At 32.4% G+C, this 24774-nt stretch carries 23 protein-coding genes, 1 tRNA gene and 1 pseudogene; 7 read left to right on the forward strand and 18 right to left on the reverse strand.

Going from position 1 to position 24774, the window contains the following annotated elements; translation table 11 throughout:
* Positions 1-250: 250 nt before the first annotated feature.
* The 4 genes from ACESR5_RS05250 to ACESR5_RS05265 all read right to left on the reverse strand — a co-directional run bounded on the left by ACESR5_RS05250 (position 251) and on the right by ACESR5_RS05265 (position 5475).
* Complete coding sequence (locus ACESR5_RS05250; protein WP_087243456.1) at positions 251-1645, reverse strand: 6-phospho-beta-glucosidase; 1395 nt, start codon at positions 1643-1645, stop codon at positions 251-253.
* 208 nt (positions 1646-1853) lie between these two features.
* Positions 1854-2552 carry a GntR family transcriptional regulator gene (locus ACESR5_RS05255; protein ID WP_087243457.1) on the reverse strand — a complete coding sequence of 233 codons (699 nt, stop codon included), beginning with the start codon at positions 2550-2552 and terminating at the stop codon, positions 1854-1856.
* 11 nt (positions 2553-2563) lie between these two features.
* Positions 2564-3556 carry an isocitrate/isopropylmalate dehydrogenase family protein gene (locus tag ACESR5_RS05260; RefSeq protein WP_373154562.1) on the reverse strand — a complete coding sequence of 331 codons (993 nt, stop codon included), beginning with the start codon at positions 3554-3556 and terminating at the stop codon, positions 2564-2566.
* Positions 3556-5475, reverse strand: coding sequence for an aconitate hydratase (locus ACESR5_RS05265; RefSeq protein ID WP_373154564.1), 1920 nt, complete (start codon positions 5473-5475; stop codon positions 3556-3558). The genes ACESR5_RS05260 and ACESR5_RS05265 overlap by 1 nt, the downstream gene beginning before the upstream one ends.
* Before the next feature lie 119 nt (positions 5476-5594).
* On the opposite strand from ACESR5_RS05265, the gene ACESR5_RS05270 reads away from it, so the two are divergent.
* Positions 5595-7460: an ABC-F family ATP-binding cassette domain-containing protein gene (locus ACESR5_RS05270; RefSeq protein WP_373154566.1), complete on the forward strand. Its 1866-nt coding sequence runs from the start codon at positions 5595-5597 to the stop codon at positions 7458-7460.
* A gap of 24 nt (positions 7461-7484) precedes the next feature.
* Here the strand turns inward: ACESR5_RS05270 and ACESR5_RS05275 are convergent, their stop codons facing one another.
* Positions 7485-7856: a DUF2500 domain-containing protein gene (locus tag ACESR5_RS05275; RefSeq protein ID WP_087298078.1), complete on the reverse strand. Its 372-nt coding sequence runs from the start codon at positions 7854-7856 to the stop codon at positions 7485-7487.
* A gap of 41 nt (positions 7857-7897) precedes the next feature.
* Positions 7898-9016, reverse strand: coding sequence for a phosphotransferase enzyme family protein (locus tag ACESR5_RS05280; protein ID WP_373154568.1), 1119 nt, complete (start codon positions 9014-9016; stop codon positions 7898-7900).
* Between the two features lie 274 nt (positions 9017-9290).
* Between ACESR5_RS05280 and ACESR5_RS05285 the strand changes: the two genes are divergently transcribed.
* Together ACESR5_RS05285 and ACESR5_RS05290 are read left to right on the forward strand one after the other, a co-directional pair.
* On the forward strand, positions 9291-10709 hold the full coding sequence (locus ACESR5_RS05285) for a glycoside hydrolase family 1 protein (protein ID WP_087298080.1): 1419 nt from the start codon (positions 9291-9293) through the stop codon (positions 10707-10709).
* Positions 10710-10758: 49 nt separating this feature from the next.
* Entirely contained in the window at positions 10759-11211 is a 453-nt protein-coding gene (locus ACESR5_RS05290) for a VanZ family protein (protein WP_373154570.1), read from the forward strand.
* On the opposite strand, the gene ACESR5_RS05295 is transcribed toward ACESR5_RS05290, so the two are convergent.
* From ACESR5_RS05295 to ACESR5_RS05305, 3 genes are all read right to left on the reverse strand, one after another.
* The gene (locus ACESR5_RS05295) at positions 11198-11845 is read right to left on the reverse strand and encodes a YitT family protein (protein ID WP_373154572.1); all 648 of its coding nucleotides are present in this window, start codon (positions 11843-11845) and stop codon (positions 11198-11200) included. The genes ACESR5_RS05290 and ACESR5_RS05295 overlap by 14 nt on opposite strands.
* Before the next feature lie 113 nt (positions 11846-11958).
* A complete protein-coding gene (locus ACESR5_RS05300; protein WP_087243466.1) occupies positions 11959-12420 on the reverse strand; it encodes a GNAT family N-acetyltransferase in 462 nt (153 codons plus the stop codon).
* Positions 12421-12542: 122 nt separating this feature from the next.
* Complete coding sequence (locus tag ACESR5_RS05305) at positions 12543-14615, reverse strand: glutamine synthetase III (RefSeq protein WP_373154657.1); 2073 nt, start codon at positions 14613-14615, stop codon at positions 12543-12545.
* A 187-nt stretch (positions 14616-14802) separates the two neighbouring features.
* Here ACESR5_RS05305 and ACESR5_RS05310 point away from each other — a divergent pair, with 187 nt between their 5' ends.
* The 3 genes and pseudogenes from ACESR5_RS05310 to ACESR5_RS05320 form a co-directional block, all read left to right on the forward strand.
* The gene (locus tag ACESR5_RS05310; protein WP_087243468.1) at positions 14803-15483 is read left to right on the forward strand and encodes a response regulator transcription factor; all 681 of its coding nucleotides are present in this window, start codon (positions 14803-14805) and stop codon (positions 15481-15483) included.
* Positions 15484-15653: 170 nt separating this feature from the next.
* Complete coding sequence (locus ACESR5_RS05315) at positions 15654-16202, forward strand: biotin transporter BioY (protein WP_373154574.1); 549 nt, start codon at positions 15654-15656, stop codon at positions 16200-16202.
* A gap of 520 nt (positions 16203-16722) precedes the next feature.
* A pseudogene (locus tag ACESR5_RS05320) lies at positions 16723-17286 on the forward strand (class I SAM-dependent methyltransferase); the annotation flags it as partial.
* Positions 17287-17435: 149 nt separating this feature from the next.
* Here the strand turns inward: ACESR5_RS05320 and ACESR5_RS05325 are convergent.
* From ACESR5_RS05325 to ACESR5_RS05365, 9 genes are all read right to left on the reverse strand, one after another.
* Positions 17436-17512 (reverse strand) — tRNA-Arg (locus ACESR5_RS05325).
* A 51-nt stretch (positions 17513-17563) separates the two neighbouring features.
* Complete coding sequence (locus ACESR5_RS05330) at positions 17564-17740, reverse strand: hypothetical protein (RefSeq protein WP_164483490.1); 177 nt, start codon at positions 17738-17740, stop codon at positions 17564-17566.
* Positions 17741-17857: 117 nt separating this feature from the next.
* Positions 17858-18394 (reverse strand): serine O-acetyltransferase EpsC, encoded by a 537-nt coding sequence (gene epsC / locus ACESR5_RS05335; protein ID WP_289527334.1) that lies wholly within the window; start codon positions 18392-18394, stop codon positions 17858-17860.
* 135 nt (positions 18395-18529) lie between these two features.
* Entirely contained in the window at positions 18530-19171 is a 642-nt protein-coding gene (locus ACESR5_RS05340) for a phosphatase PAP2 family protein (protein ID WP_087305365.1), read from the reverse strand.
* Entirely contained in the window at positions 19171-20187 is a 1017-nt protein-coding gene (locus tag ACESR5_RS05345) for a glycosyltransferase family 2 protein (protein ID WP_087296769.1), read from the reverse strand. Before ACESR5_RS05345 ends, ACESR5_RS05340 begins: the two co-directional genes overlap by 1 nt.
* Before the next feature lie 9 nt (positions 20188-20196).
* Complete coding sequence (glf, locus tag ACESR5_RS05350; RefSeq protein WP_373154576.1) at positions 20197-21333, reverse strand: UDP-galactopyranose mutase; 1137 nt, start codon at positions 21331-21333, stop codon at positions 20197-20199.
* A gap of 15 nt (positions 21334-21348) precedes the next feature.
* Complete coding sequence (locus ACESR5_RS05355; protein WP_241147171.1) at positions 21349-21930, reverse strand: GNAT family N-acetyltransferase; 582 nt, start codon at positions 21928-21930, stop codon at positions 21349-21351.
* Positions 21921-22835, reverse strand: a complete 915-nt coding sequence (locus tag ACESR5_RS05360; protein WP_191492396.1) for an exonuclease domain-containing protein — start codon at positions 22833-22835, stop codon at positions 21921-21923. The genes ACESR5_RS05355 and ACESR5_RS05360 overlap by 10 nt, the downstream gene beginning before the upstream one ends.
* Positions 22832-23419: a viroplasmin family protein gene (locus ACESR5_RS05365; RefSeq protein WP_373154578.1), complete on the reverse strand. Its 588-nt coding sequence runs from the start codon at positions 23417-23419 to the stop codon at positions 22832-22834. The genes ACESR5_RS05360 and ACESR5_RS05365 overlap by 4 nt, the downstream gene beginning before the upstream one ends.
* Before the next feature lie 104 nt (positions 23420-23523).
* On the opposite strand from ACESR5_RS05365, the gene pepT reads away from it, so the two are divergent.
* Positions 23524-24759 (forward strand): peptidase T, encoded by a 1236-nt coding sequence (gene pepT, locus ACESR5_RS05370; RefSeq protein WP_087245023.1) that lies wholly within the window; start codon positions 23524-23526, stop codon positions 24757-24759.
* The last annotated feature ends 15 nt before the right edge of the window (positions 24760-24774 follow it).

Consider the following 24774-nt stretch of genomic DNA (forward strand, 5'->3'; position numbering starts at 1 on the left):
TTTTATAGTTTCAATCTCTTGGATATTTAAAGAATGATAATCAGGAACCCTTCACTTATCTATATACGCATTATTTTAACATTTTTCTTTTTTTCAGGATAAAAAAGTTAAAAAACATATCTTTCTAAGACAAATATATCATAATATTTGCTTATAGTAAATACTATGACATAAACTCATTTTAAAACAAATATTTATCCATAAAAAAACTATAAAGAACTTTTCATTCTTTATAGCCTTTTTAATCTTATTATAAACCTTTTTCAGTTAATTCTCTTGCGACATCATCTTTGATTGTAACACCTTCTGCTTCAAGCTGGGCAATCTTAGAAGCAAACTGTGGTAAGTATTTTTTATGTGCTAATAATAATTCATCTAATACTCTCTTTGCTGTAGCTCCTGATGGAATCTGTGGATTAAGGATAAATGCCTGTAATGCTTTTCCATAATCTCCTGTGACTGCGGCTTCCTCTACACACCATTCCATGTTCTTCATGCATTGTAGCCATCCTCTTTCTGCTGGCTGGAATGGTCCAAATGCTATCGCTTTTGCGCCTGTTGCTCCAATATATGCTGAGACTTCTACTGCTGCTTCTGGTGGTAAATCTGGGACAGCTCCATTATTTCTTGTTGTGACAACGATATGTGTATTCTTATTCGCATAGATAGATGCGATTGTTTCACATGCTGCATCACTGTAATGTGCTCCGCCTCGTTTAGCAAGCTGTTCTGGTTTATGATCCAATTCAGGATTTTTATACAATTCAAACAATTCTTCTTCTGTCTGTTTGACCTGTTGTGCTCTTGTTCCAATTGTACTGTATTCTTCAAGACCATGTTTCAACATTTCTTCTTGGCGATAGTAATATCTATGATATCCACAAGGAATCATTTGCATTGTATCAAGCTGTTCTTTAAAGAAAGGAATGTCATGAATATTCGCAGGAATTCCTCCATCTTTTCCTTCATACATTGCATCAATGATTTGTTGAGTCACTTCATTTCCATGTTCATCATAAACTTTATGCCAGTGGAAATGATTCAATCCTGCAAACTTATATGTTAACTGATCTAATGTTTTTCCAATTGTTTCAGGTTCAGCCATCATTGCACCTACTGGAACATTACATAATCCAATCACTTTATCCCATTTTCCATATTTCATGACAGCTTCTGTGACCATTCCACTTGGATTTGTAAAGTTAATCAACCATGCATCTGGACATAATTCTTTCATGTCTTCGACAATGCTTAAGATCACAGGAATTGTTCTGAAGGCTTTAAAGATTCCTCCAGCTCCATTTGTTTCCTGACCTAACATACCATATGAAAATGGAATTCTTTCATCTTTGACACGTGCATTCAATAAACCTACTCTAAATTGAGTTGTGACAAAGTCTGCATCTTTTAATGCTTCTCTACGATCCAAAGTCAAATGCACTTTCACATCATAAGGAGATGCATCCCACATACGTTGAGCCATAGCACCAACAATTTCTAATTTTTCTTTTCCATCTTCGATATCAACTAGCCAAATTTCTCTAATAGGAAGTTCATCATATCTCTTGATAAATCCTTCCATCAATTCTGGAGTATAGCTACTTCCTCCACCAATTGTTACAATTTTTACAGGTTTCTTTTCCATAATCAATCCTCCTTTATCCTTAATGATAAGTATAATATCAAATCATTTATTTTGCTTATTATTTTCATTTATTGAAAAGAGTTTCTTTCCCTATATCATTCATCAGTCTTTTCATGCTTATTTTATTAAAAAAAGAAGATACTTATCATCGTATCTTCACAAATGTTTTATGAGATGATTTATATGACATGAAAAAGAATTTTCAGACTCAATCATTCACTTTATTATTTTTCTTTTTCTTATTCGCATAATAAGCACGAACAAGCGTTTGTGTCTTTCTAATATGTTTTTGAATCGTATCTTTTGCTAATTCTTTATCACCAGCCACAATAGAATTTAAAATAGCACGATGTTCCTGAATAGCTGTTTCCAATCTTTCAGGCTGGGTAATAGAATGACGACTTGTGACAGAAACATAATAATGCACATCTTTTAACAGCTGTTCAAAATATTGAGATTGTGTTGCCTGATAAATGGTTTCATGATACAAAATATTCAAATCATTAATTTTTTCCTGATCTTTTTTGGCAGTATAAAATTCCATCAATTCAAACACATCTTTAATTTTAGCTAAATGTTCTTCATCCATTCGATCAATAGCCAGTTGAATCGCTAAGCCTTCTAAAGCACAACGAATTTCAAACATATCATCAATATCTCGTGGTGAAAATCCCTTGACATAAACACCTTTATTAGGAATACTTTCAACCAATCCTTCTAACTCTAATTGTTTTAAAGCTTCTCTAATAGGTGTACGACTGATTTTTAATTCATTAGCTAAAGCCAATTCATTTAATTTTTGCCCATGTTCATATTCTTCATTTAAAATGCGATCTCTTAAAATATCAAATATTTTATTTCCCAAAGAGCCATGTGTTACATGTTCAAATAAACTATGTGACGGCATATGTTTCCCTCCTATAATTCTTTTATAATGGCGTCTACAAATTCAGTAGTGGAAGCATGTCCACCAATATCAGGTGTAACAGTTTCCTGTTTTTCAACAACTTTTGATAATGCCATTCTTAAAGCATTTGCCGCTTCGATCTTTCCCAAATCTTCCAACATCAACGCAAAAGCTAATAATAATGCACTTGGATTGGCGATATTTTGACCTGCAATATCTGGGGCACTGCCATGAACAGCTTCATAAATACGATATTCATCTCCAATATTACCACTAGGCGCAAAACCTAATCCACCAACTAATCCAGCACATAAATCAGAAACAATATCACCATATAAATTAGGTGCAACCAGAACATCAAAAGTTTCAGGTCTTAAAACCAGTTGCATACACATATTATCTACAATGACTTCCTGCGCTTCAATATCAGGATAACACTTGGCAACATCTCTAAAAGCTTCCAGGAAAAGTCCATCTGTATATTTCATGATGTTGGCTTTATGAATAGCTGTCACTTTATGACGACTATTGATTTTCGCATATTCAAAGGCATAACGACAAATTTTTTCACTGGCTTCTCTGGTAATCAATTTGACACCATTGGCTATGTTTTCATTCAGTTTATATTCAATCCCCTTATATAAATCTTCTGTATTTTCACGAATGATGACCAAATCTATATCATCATATCTAGAATTGATTCCCTTGAATGAACGGATCGGTCTAACATTGGCATAAGTCGAAAACTTTTGTCTTAATGCCACATTGACACTTCTAAATCCTGTTCCAATAGGTGTTGCTGTTGGGCCTTTCAATGCCCATTTATATTGTTCAATGGCTTCGACAAGTCCAGGTTCAAAAACATCTCCAGTTTCTTTGGCATATTCAGCCCCCGCACGATATTTCACCCATTCTATATCCAAATTCATGGCTGTTGTTAAAGCTTCAACACTTTTGGCAATTTCTGGTCCAATCCCATCACCTGGAATTAATACAGCTTTCATTAAAAATCCCCTCCTAATTCTTTAATCGCATTCAATAATCCACCTTGTAAAATCATTGTTTTTTCTCTTGGTGCTAAAGTCAACTGCGTTGATAAAGTCTCTTTTGTACGTTGATTTTGAACTATAATCGGCTGATCATTTTCTACAGATTCTTTGACATTTAATAAAATATAGTCATCTTCTTCATTAAAGAAATCATAACCTTTTTGATCAATCACAATCGGTAAAATACCATTATTAATCAAATTAGAACGATGAATTCTTGCAAATGATAAAGCAAAAATAGCTCTAATCTTTAAATAATTCGGTACCAAAGCCGCATGTTCTCTTGAAGATCCTTGTCCATAGTTATCACCACCAACAATGAATCCACCATGATTTTCCTTAGCTCTTGTATAGAACTGATCATCCACTTTTGAAAAAGCAAATTTGGCTAAATGTGGAACATTAGAACGGAATGGTAATAATTTTGAATCTGAAGGAACAATATGATCAGTTGAAATATTATCTCCTACTTTTAACACAACTTTTCCTTGAATATCAGCTGATAGTTTTTCACCACGAGGAACTGGTTTAATATTAGGTCCCATATAGACTTTTGTATCTGGATCATATTCATTGATAAAGAAGTTTTCATTTTTAATAAATGGTGTTGATGGAACTTCATCTAAATACATATCTTCTTCAAATTCACATGATAGATATCCTTTAACAGCAGACAAGGCAGCAATTTCTGGTGAAACCAGATAAACACCAGCATCATTTGTTCCAGAACGTCCTTTAAAGTTACGATTGATTGTTCTTAAAGAAATCCCTTGAGAAAGAGGTGCCTGCCCCATACCAATACAAGGACCACAACCACATTCAAGAATTCTGGCTCCTGCATGAATCATATCTGCCAAAGCTCCATTTTGTGATAACATAGCTAAAATACTTGAAGATCCTGGCGCAATAACCAATGAAACATGATCTGCCACTTTTCTACCTTTTAAAATTTTGGCCGCACGCATCATATCAGCAAATGATGAATTCGTACATGACCCAATGACAACCTGATTGATATGCATACCTTCCAGTTCCTTAACACTCACCACAGCATCTGGGCTATGAGGTTTAGCTACCATTGGTTCAAGTGTAGACATATCAATATCTAAGCGTTCATCATATTGGGCATCTTCATCAGCTTTCATTTCCACATAATCAGCTTCTCTACCCTGTTGTTTTAAATATTCTAAAGTTCTTGCATCGGTTGGAAAAATAGATGTTGTTGCACCAAGTTCAGCTCCCATATTACAGATTGTGGCACGATCTGTTAATGATAAAGAAGCGATTCCTTCACCTGTATACTCTACAATCTTATTCACGCCACCTTTTACGCTTAATAACTGTAAAATTTTTAAAATGATATCTTTAGCACTCACCCAAGGTGCTTTTTTACCTGTCAGATGAACCTGAATCACACTTGGACATTGTAAATAATATTTTCCTGTTGCCATCGCAACCGCAACATCCAATCCCCCTGCACCAATCGCAATCATTCCCATAGCACCACATGTTGGTGTATGTGAATCACTTCCAACCAGTGTTTTCCCTGGTTTTGAAAAGTTTTCTAACTGTAACTGATGACAAACACCATTCCCCGGTTTTGAAAAAGTAATCCCATGTTTTTTCGCAACACTGCGAATAAACTCATGATCATCCATATTTTCAAACCCCGTCTGTAACATATTGTGATCAATATAAGCTACTGCCTTTTCAACTGCAACTTTCCCTGTATCCATAGCTTCTAACTGTAAATAAGCCATTGTGCCAGTAGAATCTTGCGTCAATGTCTGATCAATTCCAATACAGATTGGAGTTCCAGGAATTAATTCTCCCTCTTTCAAATGTGCCTGTAAAACCTTATATGCTAAATTCATTTTTAACCACCCCTTCACTTATTGTATACAATTATACAAGGTTATGTTTAAACAATCAACTATAACTTTTACAGTTTATCTTTTCAATGATGTATGTTACAATGAACGAGGTGATCAAAATGATATTAGCTTGTTCATCTTTAAAAAAGTCATTCCAAGGAACAGACTTGCTTAAAGATATTACTTTTAAAATTGAAAATCATGATAAACTGGCTATTATTGGTGTCAATGGGGCAGGAAAAACCACACTGCTTAGAATCATCTGTGGTGAGGAAAGCTATGACAGTGGTGAAATCTTTATGCCTAAAAACACCAAAATAGGCTATTTATCTCAACATAATACATTAAATCCAGAATTTTCTATTTATCAAGCTCTCGAAGATGTCTTTCAGCCTCTTATTGAAACAGAAAAACGTCTTCGTGAACTTGAACAGCAGATGTCAACGAGTCAACAATTAGATGCTATCATGGATGAATATGAACGCTTAACATATGAATTTGAACATAATGATGGTTATAGCTATCAAAGTCAAATCAAAGGTGTTTTAAAAGGTTTAGGTTTTGATGAATCTATGTGGGAAATGCCTATTTCTATTTTGTCTGGTGGACAGAAAACACGTATTGCTTTAGGTAGACTTCTTTTATTAAAACCAGATCTTTTATTATTGGATGAACCTACCAATCATTTAGATGTTGAATCCATTGAATGGCTGGAAAACTATTTAAAAAATTATCCTCATGCGATTATTATGGTTTCCCATGACCGTTATTTCATTGATCAGATTTCTAATCAGATTGTTGAAATTGAACATGGCAAAGCTACAACTTATAAATGTTCATATCAGGAATATGCGATTATTAAAAAACATAATCGTGAAGTAGAATTAAAACATTATATTGATAATCAAAAAGAAATCAAACGTATGCAGGAAAGTATTGATTTATTAAAATCATTTAATCGTGAAAAACAAGTCAAACGTGCAGAAAGCAAAGAAAAAGCTTTAGCTAAGATGGAAAAAGTTGAAAAACCAGATGCCCTGCCACAAGCGATACGTATCCAATTTCAACCATTGGTAGAATCAGGATATGATGTACTTAAAGTGAAAGATTTAGCTATGGCATTTGATAAACCACTTTTTGAACACATCAATTTTGAAGTCAAAAAACAAGAACGTGTTGCTTTAATTGGTCCAAATGGTATTGGGAAAACAACATTGTTTCATCTGATTTTAAATGATTATGTCCCAACGGCTGGTAAAATCAAATTAGGCAGCAAAGTCATGATTGGATATTATGATCAGGAACACACATCACTATCTTTCAATAAAACGATTTTTCAGGAAATCAGTGATACATACCCACAAATGAATAACACACAGATTAGAAATGCCTGTGCTTCTTTTCAATTTAAGGGTGATGACGTTTTTAAAACAATTGATGTCTTATCAGGTGGAGAACGTGGTCGTGTTGTCTTAATGAAATTATTATTATCACGCTGTAATTTCCTGATCTTAGATGAACCAACCAATCATTTAGACATTGAATCTAAAGAAGTCTTAGAAGATGCTTTACTTTCATTTGAAGGAACAATTCTCTTTATTAGTCATGATCGTTATTTTATTAATAAACTTGCTACAAAAGTTGTAGAAATGGATGCTCATGGCAGTCATATTTATAGTGGTAATTATTCTCAATATATGGATCACAAAATAAAAGTAAAAGAAACCAAAGAAAAAAATAATACATCTTATATTGAAAATAAAAAAGCACAGTCTTTACAACGTAAACATCAAAATCAAATCAAAAAAATTGAAAAAGAAATTTCCACACTAGAAAATCAAATCAAAGAATGGAATTTTCAATTACAGGAAGAAGACGTACTCAATGATTATAAAAAATATAATGAAGTCGTTCAAAAGATTGATGATGGTCATACACAACTTGATCAGCTTCTTGAACAATGGGAAAATATGCAAAAGGATTAAAGTCAATGAACTTTAACCCTTTTTTTATGTTCTTATAAATTCTATATAGCGTGTTCCCTGGAAAGTAAGCTCTCCATAATCACCTTCCACCAGAAAACCATATTCACGTCCGTTCACTACAAATTCTAAACGATCTCCACTTTTCACTTCAAAAGTCACATAATAAGTTGTTGATGATGTCACGCCATGATCATGACCATGATGATGAAAAGAGACGTTGGTACGTTTAGAAACAACCTTAGCATTCACTGTAAGCCTAGGTGATTGATTGTTATGATGCCATTGTTGAATCCCTCTGATGATAATCACAAAAATCATGCCCAAAATCAATAACGCAACCAATGTAAACATCATATCATAACCACCTGTTTCCAATCCCATCTCAAAACCAACCATTGTCTTCCCTCCTTACAATCATTATCCCATAAAGAAGTGTATTATTGGTGAACGTAGGCATATTGATGCACAATAGCTGTCATCTGATCCCATTTCTTTTCCATATCACTGACTAATTGAAATTGTGTACGACAACGAACCAAATTATGTTCAGGATAATCAGTTTTAAAATAAACATCACCTTGTAGATAATCAGTTAAAAAACGAATACCACATTCTAATGTCATCATTAAAGCACCTAAAGGCAGCAATTCTACTTCCTGAGGTGTAAGTTTTCCTTGTGTTCCTTCAATAAAACCTTTTGTATAAACTTCAAATAAATGCATGTCACATGCAACCTGAGATAAATCTTTTTCATCTTCTAAAGCTGTACTTGCGCCAAAACGAATAGCATCTCCAAAATCATTCATCACAAGTCCAGGCATCACTGTATCCAAATCCACAATACATACAGCCTGATGCTGATCACAATCAAATAATATATTATTTAATTTGGTATCATTATGTGTCACTCTTAAAGGAACTTCTCCTTTTTGTAATGCTTCATTAAAGCGATCTACATAATGTTCATGTTCAATAACAAACGCAATCTCTTTTGATACACCTTGAGCCCTTTGCATACAATCTTCTTGCATTGCTTTTATAAAAGCATCATATCTCTTTCTTGTATCATGAAAATCTGGAATTGTTTCATAGAGCGTATCAGCAGGATAATCAGCTAACAAATTTTGAAACTTTCCAAATGCTAAAGCACTCTGATAAAAAATATTCTCATCTTCAACCAAATCATAACTCATTGTATTTTCAATAAAGGCATACATACGCCAGACATGATTGTCATGATCCTGATAATAAGGTAAATCCTGATCAGTTAAAATCACAGTGAGTGTTTCTCTTTCAGGTTCTCCTCCATTTTGAATTGTTTTGTTCTTTAAAAATGAAGTGACATTTAAAACATTTTCCATTAACTTGTCAGGACTTTGAAACACATATGTATTCATTCTCTGTAAAATCATAGATTGTGTCTGACCATCTTCAAGCTGATAATATAAACGATATGTATCATTAATATGACCATTGCCAAAAGGAATGATTTTTAATAATTTCCCTTCACATAAAAAATGTGGAATAATTTCATTGATAATTTTGTCTTGATTCATTATTTTCCCTCCTATTTCCCATATAATCATGAATCATTACTGTCTAAAATCGAAAATGATTTCTATCCTCTTATCAAATATTGTTTTGAACATCCCATTTTCAATTTATCTGATTATTTTCACATCTTTCTCTATTATTCATGATAAATCATCAATTTTCAATACATCTTCTTCAAATAGTTTTCATTTTATAAAAATTTTTTTCATCTTCTGGAAAATTTCTTATTTCAAAAAACTTTTCGATATAATAACGCTTGTATGAGGAGGAGAAATTATGATACACAAAACATTAAAACCATTTCCTAAAGATTTTCTTTGGGGTGCAAGTACTTCTGCCTATCAGGTTGAAGGTGCAAATTTAGAAGATGGAAAAGGACCATCTTGTCAGGATGTTAAAAAAGTGCCTGAAGGAACTTCTGATTTGACTGTTTGTGCTGACCATTATCATCATTATAAAGAAGATATTGCCTTAATGGCTGAAATGGGATTCAAGTCTTATCGTTTTTCTATTGCATGGACAAGAATCTTGCCTCAAGGAACTGGTGAAGTCAATCCTAAAGGTATTGAATTCTACAACAACTTAATTAACGAATGTCTCAAATACAACATTGAACCTATCGTCACAATGTTCCACTTTGATATGCCTGCTGCATTGGATCAAAGAGGTAGCTGGTCAAATAGAGAATCAATTGACTGGTTTGTGAATTTTGCGAAAGTGATGTTTGAAAACTTCGGTGATAGAGTCAAATACTGGTTAACAATCAATGAACAAAATATGTTAACACTTGTTGGTCCTGTGATTGGAACATTGACTATACCTGAAGGATGTACAAATGAATTAAAAGAAATCTATCAACAAAACCACCATATGTTAGTAGCTCAGGCAAAAGCCATGGCATTATGTCATGAAATGTTACCAGATGCTAAAATTGGACCTGCACCAAACATTTCACTTGTTTATCCAGCTAGCTGTAAACCAGAAGATGTTTTAGCTGCTCAAAACTATAATGCCGTTAGAAACTGGTTATATTTAGATATGGCTGTTTATGGTGTTTACAATAATCTTGTTTGGGCTTGGTTAGAAGAACATGATGCAACACCTGATTTTGGTGAAGGTGACGCAGAAGCATTGAAAAATGGGCATCCAGATTTCATTGGATTCAACTACTACAATACAGCAACTTGTGAGTGGGAAGATGGTACTGTAGAATGTGACTCTGCAGCTGACCAACAAACAGCACGTGGGGAAACAGGTATGTTTAAAGGATTTAAAAACCCTTATCTTCCAACAACTGAATTCGGTTGGGAAATTGACCCTATGGGATTTAGAGCAACAATTCGTGAAATGTATTCAAGATATCGTTTACCATTATTAGTCACTGAAAATGGTTTAGGAGCTTATGATACATTAACAGAAGATGGAAAAGTCCATGATGCATATCGTATTGAATATTTAAGAAAACATATTGAACAGATCAGACTTGCGATTAGTGATGGATGTGAAATGCTAGGATATAATCCTTGGTCTGCTATTGACTTAATTTCTACTCATGAAGGAATGAAAAAACGTTATGGCTTCATTTATGTAGATAGAGATGAATTTGAATTAAGAACACTGAAGAGATATCGCAAAGATTCTTTCTATTGGTATAAGAAAGTCATTGCTTCTAACGGTGAAGATTTAACAGATTAGAACTTGTCGAAAAAGACAAGTTCTTTTATAATAACCAAGAGGTGTTTTTATGAAGAAAATCAAATATTTTATACCATCCTTCATCTTAATGATCATCATTTTTATGTTTTCACAACAAACAGGAAATGAATCATCTGGACTAAGTTCACAAATTGTTTTATGGATTCAAACTTACTTACATATTCCTATAACAGAATTGATTGTCAGAAAAGCTGCTCATATGAGCGAATATGCTGTTTTAACTTTGACTTTTATTTATGGATTCTATAAGAATCAATATCCATTGAAAAAGATTATCGTCTATTCACTTATATGTGCTTTTCTATATGCCTGCACTGATGAATTCCATCAGTTATTTATAGGTGGCAGAGCTGGCCAATTCATAGATGTTCTTATTGATACATGTGGTGCCCTGATTGCCATTGTGATTTATTATTTTTATAATTATTGGAAAAAAAAAAAACTCAAGTCTGAAATAGATTTGAGTTTTATTCATAATTAAGCAACTGATGTCTTTTTAATATAGGTTTAAATAATTTCATAAAAATACCTAATGTTGGTCCAAATGTTAACATTCCTAGAATTGTTCCTACACCAATAGACCAGGAAATATGGGCTGATAAAGTCAACCCTATAATCACCAAGATAGATATCACATCAACAGCTTGTCTGATCGTAGAAAACTTAAAAGGTAAAAGCTTTGTCAATGCCATACAGAAGCCTTCTAAAGCAAACGTTACTTCATCCAACAACATGACAATAGACACACCAAATGCCGCTAAAGTACTGGCACATAAATATAAAACGATTCCGCCACCAAAAGAATCAAATGGGAAAGTTAAAATATGGTAAACCATAAAATTAATAACCGTACCTAGTAAAATACTAAAAGGAATCTGAAGCAACTGGCGTACACGAAATTGTTTTCTTAAAATAAGAATTTGTCCCAGTACACAACTGCTATTGAAAAGAATACCCGCTGTTCCAACCTCTATCCCGGTCAAATCTGATGTTGATTTGGCTAAAGCATCCCAGGCTCCAACGCCAATACCAGCTTTTAAAGTTAAAGCTGAACCTGTCCCAGTTATAATAAACCCTAATATAATAATGATATATCTCTTTACATTTCTATTCATGATTTCCCTCCACAATCATCATGATTATATCGAAATATTTATTTTTGTCTTTTAAATTTCAAATTATGAAACTTCAAAATAAAAAGAAGAAAATCTCTTTTCTTCCTCAACAGCTAAAGCTTCTTTTCCATTAAATATCTTCTCAATCTCACGCCACGTCTTTCCACAATCTGTTCTTCTAAAACATTATACCCCTGTTTTTCAAAGAAAGGTCTTGATGTCACAGAAGCAGCTGTATTCATAAAAGATATTCCTTTGGCTTTGGCATATTTTTCCAATTGTTCAACAAGCAATGAAGCAATACCTTGATGTAGATAATCAGGATGTACATAAAGTCTATCTAAATATCCTGTTTCACCAACATCACCAAATCCAATAATTTGTGAATCTTTTTCTACAACCAAAGTATGATTTCTATTCAAAGAAACCTGCCAACGATAAACATCTGGATTTGCAGGTGCCCAGGCATCTAGCTGTTCTAATGTATAATCATGAACACAAACAGTATGAATATTATGATAAAATAACTCTAAAATAGAATCTAAATCACTTTGCCTATATAACCTCGTTTTCATCTACACCACCCCTTCAAAACTATTTCCATTATATCACACTCTTGACAAATAAGAAACATTTTCGTATGCGAACCCCAAAAGTTACCTGTCAAATAAAAAAACCAGTATCAAAAGATACCAGTTTATATACCAAATAACAAATCCATATATGTTGGCATAGGCCAATATTTTTCATCTACACAATTTTCAATCTGATCAGCAATCTGACGTAATATCGTCATTGTTGATAATACATCATCACGCCATATTTTTGCAATTTCTAAAATATCAGCTTCAAGATGTTGTGCTCTATCAATATGTTTTTCTAAAATCATCATTTGATTTTTCATTTGTGATAACAATGATGATAATGATTTGACATCATCCACCAGATAATCAATATTGACACCTAATTCTTGCATATGCAAAGATGTTTTTGTCATTTGATCTAAATAAGCTAATGCGGCAGGATAAATTTCATTTCTTGCCATTTTTAATGCTGTTAAAGCTTCAACTTGAATCGTTTTATTATAATTTTCAAGTAAGATTTCATAACGTGCCTGAAGTTCAATTTCACTATAAATACCTAAACGTTTAAACATTTTAACATTCTTTTCATCTAATAAGCATTCCATAGCTTCAACTGTATTTTTACGATTTGGAAGTCCTCTTCTTTTTGCTTCTTCTTCCCACTCTTTAGAATATCCATCTCCATTAAAGATAATTCTTTGATGTTGAGATAGGAATTCTTTAATGACTTCCATAGGTTCTTTACCACTTTCTATTTCATCTGCCATTTCTTCCATTTCATAAGCTAAAATAGAATTTAAGATTGTATTAGGACCTGCAATAGATTGTGATGAACCAACAGCTCTAAATTCAAACTTATTACCTGTAAAAGCAAATGGTGATGTACGGTTACGATCAGTATTATCTTTAGAAAAATCAGGAACAACAGAAACACCTGTCTGGAATCTTGCTTTATCAATATTTTCTAATTCTGCTCCCTCAATAATCGCATGAATGATTTTATCTAAATCTTCACCTAAAAAGATAGAAATGATAGCTGGTGGTGCTTCATTAGCTCCTAAACGATGATCATTACCAGCAGTGGCAGTTGTCATACGCAATAAATCTGCATATTCATCAACAGCTTTAATTGTACATGCTAAAGCAGCTAAGAAAGGTAAATTTTCACTTGGGTTCTGTCCTGGATTAAATAAATTAACACCGGTATTTGTGACAACTGACCAGTTATTATGTTTTCCTGATCCATTCACACCATCAAATGGTTTTTCATGCAACAAACATCTTAATCCATGTTTTTTCGCAATATCCTGCATCAATAACATTAATAAATGATTATTGTCTGTTGTAATATTAACATTACGATAAACACAAGCCACTTCATGTTGCGCAGGAGCCACTTCATTATGTTTTGTTTTAGAAGGAATACCATATTTCCATAATTCCTGATCAAGTTCTTTCATAAAAGCAGCAACTTTACGCTTTAAGCTTCCAAAATAATGATCTTCCAATTCCTGACCTTTAGGTGCCATAGCACCAAAAAGCGTTCTACCTGTTAATTTTAAATCCATACGCTTTTGATAATATTCATCTGCTACTAAGAAATATTCCTGTTCACTTCCTACAGAAGCACTGACATGAGTGATACCTTCCATACCAAGCATTGGTAATAAACGACATGAAGCTTTTGTCAAAGCATCAACGGATTTTAATAAAGGTGTCTTTTTATCTAAAGCTTCACCTGTATATGAACAAAATAGTGTTGGTATATATAAGCTTCCATCTTTCACAAAAGCTGGTGAAGTACAATCCCAGGCCGTATAACCGCGTGCTTCAAAAGTTGCACGTAATCCCCCAGATGGAAAAGAAGACGCATCAGGTTCCCCTTTTCTTAATGTTTTACCACTAAATTCTAAGATAGCTTTATTACCATCAGGTTCTAAAAAAGCATCATGTTTTTCAGCAGTTAATCCCGTCATTGGCATAAACCAGTGTGTAAAGTGAGTGGCCCCATTTTCTACTGCCCATATTTTCATAGCATTCGCAATAACTGTTGCTGTTTCCTTAGCTAAAGGTTCACCTTTATCTAAAGCTTCATGAAAAGCTTTATAAGTTGATTTTGGAATACGTTCTCTCATGATATCATCACTAAAAGTCAAACATCCATAGTTTTCAAGTAACTTATTCATATCCATTCAATACATCCCCCATTTCTTTTTCCACCATTGTATCAATTTATTTTCACAATGTCTACATAAAATCTATCATGTCATAGCTAAATAACGTACATTTTCATATAATGAAATAAAAATATTTTGAATATATTCTATTGTATTTTTTACATTTCATATTATACTTATAAAGAGGTGAATTTTTATGTTTGGACAATTTACAGCTCTTATTATTCATAGTCAAAAAGATTTCAATAATCAAATCAAAGACTATCTGGAATCTAAAGATTATATCTGTCAACAAGTCATCACATATAAAGATTTAGAAAATTATTTTGAAAATCATACTTATGATTGTGTCATCATTGAAGATAATTTTCCACGCATTCAAATAAGAGATTTTCTAGTACAAATTAAATTAAGGGGTCAACCCATTACGATTGTTTTAAGTGATGCATTAGCTCCTGATTATTTAGAATCATTATTAAATGCTGGAGCAGATGACTACTTAACTGAACCTTTTGCTTTAAAAGATTTAGATATTAAAATTCAATCAGTTTATAAAAATGGGATATTAAAACCTAGACGTATATATCGTTTTAAAGATATTGTGATGGATACAACTGCCAAAACATGTTCATGTAATGGAAAAGCTTTAACACTAACAAAAAATGAATATAAGTTATTATCTATTCTCATTGCCCATCCTTATCAGCCTTTTAGTATTTCTTATTTATTTGAACAGGTTTGGGGTTCTTCAATATATGAAGATGGTACATCCATTCCAGCTTTGATTGGTAATGTCATGATGAAATTAAGACTGGCTAATAATGATCAGGAATATATCAAGCGTTTTGGTAAAGATAGCTATAAAATGGCATTTTAAAAAATACATACAGAAAAGAACTTTATTGAGTCAAATCATAAAGTTCTTTTTTTCTACAAATAACTAGTACTATACATTTTATTGTAAACCAAAATACATTTTATAGTTTACAATAGAAGAAACATCTGTTATGATGACTACTGTCTTCACTAGAAAGAGGTGTATAAACAATGGAATATATAAAAGATACTGATTCAAATAAAACCAGAGATATTGTCTATATGAGTGTTTTCACTGCCATGATTTCTATTTGTTCATGGATTTCCATTCCTGCCAGTATTCCGTTTACTCTACAAACAATGGGTGTCTTTACGACAGTTGGTCTTTTAGGTGGTAAAAGAGGAACATTGACAGTTTTGACATATATCCTTCTTGGGGCTATTGGAATTCCTGTATTTGCTGGATTGACTGGTGGCGTAAGTGTTCTTCTAGGTACAACAGGTGGTTATATTATGGGCTTTTTATTATCAGCATTATTGATGTGGGGAATAGAGACAATCATGGGTAGAAATCAAATCGTCCTAGCTTTTTCTATGATAGCAGGTTTGATTGTATGTTATGCTTTTGGTACTGCTTGGTTTATGATGATCTATACCCAACATTCAGGTGTCATTGGATTATCTACCGTTTTAGGATTGTGTGTCATCCCCTTTATTATGCCTGACTTAATAAAAATTGGCGTTGCTCTTTTTCTTATAAACAGGTTAAAGAAAAGATGATCATAAACAAAAACAACCTTTTCAGATTGTTTCATCATAATCATACAAATATTTCAATACATATAAACCTTTATTAAACAATAAAATATTTTATCTTTAACTCATTTTTAATTCGAAAAGAATCTTATATTTGTCTTTATCTTCATCTTCATATCTGTTGTTAGTCATATAAACTCATTTATCGTCAAATTCAATAGCATAGCAAAGTAATGATACAAGTGAATAATCTATCACCACAAACTCAAGCATAGAACACTCATTTTGTGTTGAGCTATTCATAAATGTTTATTGCAATCTCGTCGTTTTATTGAATCGAAATAGATGAAAGTATATAATGATAGCTAAGAATAATGATAAATAAAACGAAAAAAAGGGGGGGGAAATCTCATGCGTGATATTATTGCCCAATGGAATGATGCAGCCCAAAAGTATACAGAAGATCAAGAACAATCAGAATATGTAGCTAGCAACAAAGCTGTTGTTTAGAAAAGGTTTTATAATTTAAAAAACCAAAAAAGTATTAGATTTTGGTTGTGGATATGGCTTTTATACAAATTACTTTAAAAGTATTGGTGCTAATATCATTGGAGTTGATGCTTCAAAAGCTATGCTGGCATTAGCAAGCCAACGTTATCCAAGTTGTGATTTTCGAATGGTTGATATGACAAAGAAACTCAATTTTTCAGATGAAAGCTTTGATATGATTTTTTGTAATCAGGTGCTCATGGATATTGATGATATTGAATTGGTATTTCGTGAGTGTAAACGATTATTAAAACCTGGCGGTATTTTCTATTACTCAATTGTCCATCCAGCCTTTTATGATGGTTGTTGGCTTAAAAATAAGGATGGTTATGCGTATGCTAAATTCCTTGAAAAATATATTAGTGTCTATGAATTGACTAATGAATTCTGGGGGAAAACTGCACATTTCCATCGTCCTTTATCATACTATTTAAATGTTGCTTGTGATGTTGGATTAATCCTTGTTCATGTAGAAGAACCGATTACCTATGACGGGAAATCTAAAAACAAAGATTTGCCATTGTTTTTCTTTGCAGAATATAAAAAAATGGATATATAAATAAATTTGAGTTAGTCTAACTAAAAAATGAGTCCTCTATTCAGGAATAAATATCTGATGAGAGGACTGATTTATTTAAATATATTTTTTATAATTGCAAGCAGTTATCTATATAAAAACAGGGAAATCTCCCTGTAAATAAGTAGTATTGGCGTCCACGAGGTGATTCGAACACCCGATCTACTGCTTAGGAGGCAGTTGCATTATCCAGCTGTGCTACGTGGACATTTCAACTTTTAACATGCTTTATTCTAACATGTTATATACTTGAATTCAATCATTGAATAGACATTCGATACTGATTCCATCTTTTCAGCAATATTTCAATATAATAAATCGTCATTTTTTCATACCACTCACCTGTTTTTAAATCTACTAAACAATATAAATGATTTTCTCTCTTTAACAAACCCAAATCATAATAATATAAAGCTGCCTGTATCTCAATAGACATCAATAAAACCTCCTATTTCATTTTTATGAAGCAGGAGGTTTTTTATGAATAAAATATAAATAAATGAATTCATCTCATACAAAAACAATACTATAAGTTATCATATAGCATCATAGTTTATAATGCTTTATCTACTCTTTCACCATTTTCCTTTACAATTCTGCCAGGAATACCAATAACTGTACAATTAGCTGGCACATCTTTTAATACTACTGAAGAAGCCCCAATAATGCTATTATCACCAATCGTGACATCCCCAATGACTTTGGCCCCAGCTGATACCATGACATTATTTTTTAAAGTCGGATGTCTTTTGACTTTATGTTCACCAGTTCCAACTCCCCCTAATGTCACACCCTGATATAAAGTACAATCATCTCCAATGATTGTTGTTTCACCAATAACGACTCCCATTCCATGATCAATAAAGAAACGTTTTCCAATAGTTGCTCCAGGATGAATTTCAATCCCTGTTAAAAAACGCGCAATTTGACTCAATAGACGTGCAATGAGCTTGAAGTGACATTTCCATAAAAAATGATAAATACGATATAAAAACATAGCATGTAATCCAGGATAGTTCACAATGACATTCAAAGGATGTCGTGCTGCTGGATCCATTTCTAATATTCTATCAATTAATGTTTTTTCCATATTCTTCACCTTCTCTTTTTCTTTATATTTAACCATAAAATACCCCTATACACAAATCATATTATCATTTTTATATTATCATATGTGAATTTAATCTATTTGTATTGACTTTTATCATATTAAAAAAAAGTTTCTCTACTTGAGAGAAACACGTTTTTCTATCTGAAAAATATCTTTTTTATAAATCAGAATATATAAAATAATAGCCAATAATATTGCTGCCACAGCATCCAATATAGAATGCTGTTTAATAAACATCGTTGATAAAGTAATCATAATAGCTGAAACAGATGCAAATATTTTTATACCTTTAGATTGTTTAAAATCTGGACACAATATCAAAGCCAATGCACATCCAATAGAATTATAGACATGAATACTAGGAAATACATTTTGACTCTTATCAGCATGATAAATAAACTGAACAAGATTCATAGATAAAGAATTCTGTTCAATCACAGGACGATGATCAAAACTTGTTGGATATATTGTAAAAATAATCAAACAAATGGTCATTCCTATAAACAAAAATGCAACACATTTATAAAAATCACGACGATGTGTAAAAAACAAATAGGCAATTGTCCCTGCTACAAAAAGGAACCAGTAAATATAAGGATAAATAAACCATGAAACAAAAGGTATACATGCATCTATACTTGTATAAACATCATGAAAAGAAATATCCCTTAACTGTAATCCAAAATACCATGGTAAATAAAGAATAAAATATGTAAATACCCATGCATGACGATAACGATATAACAAATTCTTCATTAATTAAATCCAAACAGCTTTCTAGAAATAGCATATCCTGTTGTAATCATTTTCTTACCAACATGTCCATCCATTTCCATCATAGAACCTAAAAATGTATGTTTAACAGCTTTATAAAGTTCAGGATTTTTATTTTTTAAATACTGCCATAATTCATTTTTCTTTTGTAAATGTTCAGGTGTTCCTGATTTAATCAGTAAAACTGTTGATACAGTTGTAATCATCGTTAAATATTTCACCATATAGTTTCTCAGTTTACGACTCTTTAATTTCATCACATCACAACAATCAATCATCATCTTATTGACTTTAATCTGTTGATCAATACGTGAAATCATCACTTTTTCATTAACAGACTGATCTTCCCTACCAATATAGTAACGATATAAATCAACATTTAAATAATACAGTGTATTGACATAAGGTAATGGCTGATAAACAAATAAATTATCAACATAAAATGTATGTTTTGGCAATTGTAAATTACAATTTCTTAATAACTGTGTACGATAAATAACACTATGCATTAATAAATTCTGTTGTGGGTAAAAATGTTTTAAATCATACCATCTGAATGTTCTATTTTGTGGCAATGCATTTGTATATTTAATCACACTAGATTTATTGGCACTTGGTTTTTCATATACATAATTTGCAATGAACATATCGACATCTTGATCTTTTTGATGTAACTGTTTAATTGTTTCTATCACTTTAACAAGTGAAGACTGGTCAAACCAATCATCACTATCTAAAACTTTAAAATAAAGTCCTGTTGCATTTTTTAAACCTGTATTTACAGCTTGACCATGTCCCCCATTTTCCTGATGTATACATTTGATTGTATCAGGATATAAAGAGGCATAGTCATCACCAATCTGGGCTGTTCTATCTTTAGAACCATCATCAACAATAATAATTTCTACATCATCTTTTAAAATTAAACATGATTCAATCGCTTTATCCATATAATCTTGTGAGTTATAACATGGAATCGCAATACTTAAATATTTCATAACATCCTCCTACAATGTTTTAACAAGTTTTAAAGCTTCTTCTACAATGCCATCAATATTATAATATTTATATTGTGCTAAACGCCCTAACAAGTAAAAGTGAGAAAATGGTTTGACATAATCCACATATTTTTGATACATCATTAAGTTTTCTGGAGATAAAATAGCATAATAAGGAACTTGAGTTTCATTACGATATATTTCTGGATATTCTTTAACAATAGTTGTTCCAGAAATCTCTTGACCTGTTAAATATTTAAATTCTGTAATACGTGTAAAATCTTCACTGACGGTATAATTGACAACACCATGACTTTGATAGTGATCTTCAGGATAATGTTCATACTCAAAGCGTAATGAACGATATGGCAATCTTCCTAAACAATGATCAAAGAAATCATCAATAGCACCTGTAAAAATAATTTTTCCCTGCCACAATTGTCCCTGATAATAAACCTGATGTGTTTGCATATCAAAAGATAAATCTTCCTTGGCATCCTTATTTAATTCAATTTCTATGTTTTCATGATTCAACATATTTTCAAATAACTTTGTATATCCTTCTAATGGCATTCCCTGATATTGATCTTGAAAATAACGATTATCATTAGAAATCAAAACCGGTACTCTGGCAGTGACGCTTTGATCAACTTCTTCAGGTTTTTGATTCCATTGTTTCATTGTATACTTTAAAAATATATTTTCATAAACATATTGAGCCACTTCCTGAATTCCCTGTGATGGATTCTTCTGTAATTCTAAAATAGGAACTCTTGCATTTTCACCATAAGCATCAATCAATTCCTTTTTAAGACGTTCACCTTTTTCTTGACCAAAAACAATCATTAATGTATTCAAATTAAATGGAATTGGAATAATCTTTCCATAAACATTTCCAACAACTTCATGACGGTAATCATACCATTTTGTAAAACGTGATAAAAAATCATAAACTTCTTTATTATTTGTATGAAAGATATGAGGTCCATATCTATGAACCAGAACACCATATTCATCATATTCATCATAACAGTTTCCACCTATATGATCTCTTTTTTCAATAATCTTGACTTTTTCACCACGCTGGGCTAAAACTCTCGCCACAACACTTCCAGCAAAACCACTTCCGATAATTAATGTATCCATTTTTTTCACCTCATTTTATTTATCATAACATAAACCTAGACATGATTCAATTTGTTGAAGGGATAGCTTCGAAAAAGGAATAAAAGATTCTACATGACGAGGATCTCCAATAGCTTTTTCCATCCAGATGACATCATGCCATTGTTTGGCTTTATATCCCGCACGATGAAAACATCCCACATACTGAAACTGTAATGATTCATGAAATCTTTCACTTTTGACATTGGGATGAGTAATACAGGCATAGACATTTTGAATATGCATGCACTTTAACAGTGCCAATAAAACCTGATAAAGTTTTTTTCCAATCGCCTGTCCATGATAATGCTGATCTAAATAAATAGATAATTCACTCCCCCATTGATAAGCAGCTCGACTATGAAAAGAAGAGGCATAAGCATAACCAACAATCTGACCTTGAACTTCTGCAACTAAATAAGGATATGAATCTAAAGTTTGACAAATACGATTTGTCATATCTTCTAAAGAAGGAACATCATATTCAAAAGTAATATTGGTCGATAGAACATAAGGAGCATAAATATCTAAAATAGCACGAGCATCTTCTTTTTTAGCCACTCTTATATTTATAGACATTCTTTTCTCCCCTCTAAAAGCTTTAAATATTCTTTTTCATGAATAATTCTTAAATCTTGTCCCTGTTTCATTAACTGTAAAGCTTTCTGAACTTTTTTATTGTCTTTGCTAAAACGTACTTTATGATAACCTTTACCACCAATAACCAGATAATTGGTTTGGGTACTGACCTGATTGGTTGATAAGGCACAGACTTCTTTTGTTTTTTCTTCCAATAATTCTCGAGGCATAGATAATTTACCAGTAAAACAGATTGATTGATGATACAACAAAGCATCTTCTTTTTGATTCATTTCTAATAATTGCGTTGCTGATTCAGCTGACATAATATTTCGATAATAGTTTTCCTTCATCTCCCCAAATTCTAAATGATACTTCTGATGCAAAGCATATAAACTGTCTACATCTTCACGTTCCATCATTTGAATCAACAGATAAGCACAAGCTTTCGCATCTTCTAAAGCATGATGAGCCTGAAATGCAAAACCATTCATTTGAGATAGATCTTTAAGATTATATTTTTGAAGATTTGGATAAACAAGATGTGCCAAAACATTTGTACAGGACATAAGTAGTCGTGGATATGGAATATGGTTTTGTTTCAAGGCTGCCCTTAAATTCATCATATCACCTTGAATATCATGAGAAACAACAATCGTATTTTCAAAATAATGATGAATGTCTTTCCATACTTCTCCAAATGTTTTTTCTTTATACAATGATTGAGGTCTAATTTGATGTATTTTATAGCGATAGCTATCAAAACTTAAATTTTTAGGTTTCACTAAGGCATAATATGTTGAAATGACTTCTTGATTTTGAATTTCTACAATACCAATGGCACATAAACTCGCGGGATCCTGATTTAAAACTTCAATATCAAAAACAGTTATTTTTTCACTCATGCTATACCTACTGCTTTTTTAGCCAACTGATCGGCCATCTCATTATAGAAGTCCCCACTATGTGCCAAAACTTTTATAAAGCGAATATCAATCTTTTGACGACTGGCATCAATAAATGACTGATAAGCCTTTGTTCCAGGGCGATTGGCCTGCCATTGATGATTGGCCCATTTTTCTATACCTTCATAATCATAATAGATACAAATCATAGAATAGCAATGTTCAATCGCATAACAGATTGCCTGATGTGCACCCGCAATTTCACCAGCCACATTACGCATACTGACATAATCAGGATGGCTGCCTTTACCATTGACTTTCAAAATCACTTTTTGGCCTTCAATTAAAATACAGCCATAACCATATTCTTTTGTCTTTTGATTATAACTGCCATCTACATATGCAATCAGTCCATAACCATCAAAAGATTGAGGCTGTTCATCTAAATACGCCTGAGCTTCATTGAATGTAGGAAATGATTTATATACTGCTCCCTTGAAACCATTCACCATTGACTGACATTCTTCCCATGTCGAAAAAATACCAGTTTTTCTTCCTTTTTTCACTGCATAATATTTTGCCATCTTTTTAACCTCCGCTCCCTATTATAATCATATTCATGACATTTGGCTAGTAAAAAATATGATTCCTATGATATAATCATGATAAAGAGAGAAGGTTATGAAAAATGAAAATAGAAAACAGATTTTTAAAATATGTCAGTTTCCCAACACAATCTGATCCATATTCAACCACTTCACCTTCTTCTGCCAATCAAAAAGAATTTGCTCAATTTTTAATAGAAGAAATGCGTATTTTAGGATTGGTTGATGTAGAAATGAGTGAATATGGTGTTGTTTATGGAAAGATTCCATCTAACAATGATCATCAAGGTGATGTTATAGGCTTTATTGCCCATATGGATACTTCCCCTGATGCCAGTGGTGAACACATTCATCCCCAAATCATTCGTCATTACAAAGGACAAGACATTCCTTTTCAAAATGACCGTTTATTATCCCCAAGAGAATTCCCTGATTTAAATAAAGTGATTGGACATGATCTGATTACAACTGATGGAACAACACTTTTAGGTGGTGATGATAAAGCTGGAATTGCGATTATTATGAGTATGGCGGAATATATGTATAAACATCCTGAATTTAAACATAATGATATTATGATTGCCTTTACTCCTGATGAAGAAGTCGGACGTGGCACTGAACATTTTGATCTTGATATTTTTCAGGCTGACTATGCCTATACAATTGATGGTGGCGATATTAATGAATTTCACTTTGAAAACTTCAATGCCTATCAGGTACTTGTTGAAATCATTGGAAAAAGCATTCACCCTGGCAGTGCCAAAGACAAAATGGTGAATTCACAGGAAGTGGCTATGGAATTTCATCACATGTTGCCATCTGGGCAAAAACCTCAATTCACTGAAGGATATGAAGGATTCCATCATTTAACACATATGCAGGGAAATTGTGAACAGACACGATTAGAATATATTGTACGTAACCATGATTATTTAAAACTGAAACAACAGCTTAATGATTTTTCGCGTATCCAAGCTTATTTGAATAGTTTTTATGGCTATGAAGCTATTCATATCACGATGCATGAACAATATCTCAATATGAAAGATGTTATCAAAGATCATCCTCATATTGTAGAACAGGTTGAAATTGCTATGCAGGATATTGGCTTACAGCCTCGTATTACACCTATTCGTGGTGGAACAGATGGTGCCCGTCTTTCATTTTCAGGACTTCCTTGTCCTAACCTTGGAACAGGTGGCTTCTATTGTCATGGTCCTTATGAATTTGTTTCTATTCATATGATGAAAAAAGGTGTTGAACTTTTATTAAGACTAATCCGTAATAATGTCTATGCGAAAGAAGATATTCCATTTTAGGTTTATCTTCTTTTT

Origin of the sequence: Clostridium sp. AUH-JLR23, assembly GCF_964238065.1 — a bacterium.
In the GTDB taxonomy this organism is placed as follows: Bacteria; Bacillota_I; Bacilli_A; order Erysipelotrichales; family Coprobacillaceae; genus Allocoprobacillus; species Allocoprobacillus merdigallinarum.

Excerpts from the sequence above, each read along its gene's own strand:
- ACESR5_RS05250 (WP_087243456.1), bottom strand. The coding sequence starts at position 1,645 with ATGGAAAAGAAACCTGTAAAAATTGTAACAATTGGTGGAGGAAGTAGC.
- ACESR5_RS05255 (WP_087243457.1), bottom strand. The coding sequence starts at position 2,552 with ATGCCGTCACATAGTTTATTTGAACATGTAACACATGGCTCTTTGGGA.
- ACESR5_RS05260 (WP_373154562.1), bottom strand. The coding sequence starts at position 3,556 with ATGAAAGCTGTATTAATTCCAGGTGATGGGATTGGACCAGAAATTGCC.
- ACESR5_RS05265 (WP_373154564.1), bottom strand. The coding sequence starts at position 5,475 with ATGAATTTAGCATATAAGGTTTTACAGGCACATTTGAAAGAGGGAGAA.
- ACESR5_RS05270 (WP_373154566.1), top strand. The coding sequence starts at position 5,595 with ATGATATTAGCTTGTTCATCTTTAAAAAAGTCATTCCAAGGAACAGAC.
- ACESR5_RS05275 (WP_087298078.1), bottom strand. The coding sequence starts at position 7,856 with ATGGTTGGTTTTGAGATGGGATTGGAAACAGGTGGTTATGATATGATG.
- ACESR5_RS05280 (WP_373154568.1), bottom strand. The coding sequence starts at position 9,016 with ATGAATCAAGACAAAATTATCAATGAAATTATTCCACATTTTTTATGT.
- ACESR5_RS05285 (WP_087298080.1), top strand. The coding sequence starts at position 9,291 with ATGATACACAAAACATTAAAACCATTTCCTAAAGATTTTCTTTGGGGT.
- ACESR5_RS05290 (WP_373154570.1), top strand. The coding sequence starts at position 10,759 with ATGAAGAAAATCAAATATTTTATACCATCCTTCATCTTAATGATCATC.
- ACESR5_RS05295 (WP_373154572.1), bottom strand. The coding sequence starts at position 11,845 with ATGAATAGAAATGTAAAGAGATATATCATTATTATATTAGGGTTTATT.
- ACESR5_RS05300 (WP_087243466.1), bottom strand. The coding sequence starts at position 12,420 with ATGAAAACGAGGTTATATAGGCAAAGTGATTTAGATTCTATTTTAGAG.
- ACESR5_RS05305 (WP_373154657.1), bottom strand. The coding sequence starts at position 14,615 with ATGAATAAGTTACTTGAAAACTATGGATGTTTGACTTTTAGTGATGAT.
- ACESR5_RS05310 (WP_087243468.1), top strand. The coding sequence starts at position 14,803 with ATGTTTGGACAATTTACAGCTCTTATTATTCATAGTCAAAAAGATTTC.
- ACESR5_RS05315 (WP_373154574.1), top strand. The coding sequence starts at position 15,654 with ATGGAATATATAAAAGATACTGATTCAAATAAAACCAGAGATATTGTC.
- ACESR5_RS05330 (WP_164483490.1), bottom strand. The coding sequence starts at position 17,740 with ATGTCTATTGAGATACAGGCAGCTTTATATTATTATGATTTGGGTTTG.
- epsC (WP_289527334.1), bottom strand. The coding sequence starts at position 18,394 with ATGGAAAAAACATTAATTGATAGAATATTAGAAATGGATCCAGCAGCA.
- ACESR5_RS05340 (WP_087305365.1), bottom strand. The coding sequence starts at position 19,171 with ATGAAGAATTTGTTATATCGTTATCGTCATGCATGGGTATTTACATAT.
- ACESR5_RS05345 (WP_087296769.1), bottom strand. The coding sequence starts at position 20,187 with ATGAAATATTTAAGTATTGCGATTCCATGTTATAACTCACAAGATTAT.
- glf (WP_373154576.1), bottom strand. The coding sequence starts at position 21,333 with ATGGATACATTAATTATCGGAAGTGGTTTTGCTGGAAGTGTTGTGGCG.
- ACESR5_RS05355 (WP_241147171.1), bottom strand. The coding sequence starts at position 21,930 with ATGTCTATAAATATAAGAGTGGCTAAAAAAGAAGATGCTCGTGCTATT.
- ACESR5_RS05360 (WP_191492396.1), bottom strand. The coding sequence starts at position 22,835 with ATGAGTGAAAAAATAACTGTTTTTGATATTGAAGTTTTAAATCAGGAT.
- ACESR5_RS05365 (WP_373154578.1), bottom strand. The coding sequence starts at position 23,419 with ATGGCAAAATATTATGCAGTGAAAAAAGGAAGAAAAACTGGTATTTTT.
- pepT (WP_087245023.1), top strand. The coding sequence starts at position 23,524 with ATGAAAATAGAAAACAGATTTTTAAAATATGTCAGTTTCCCAACACAA.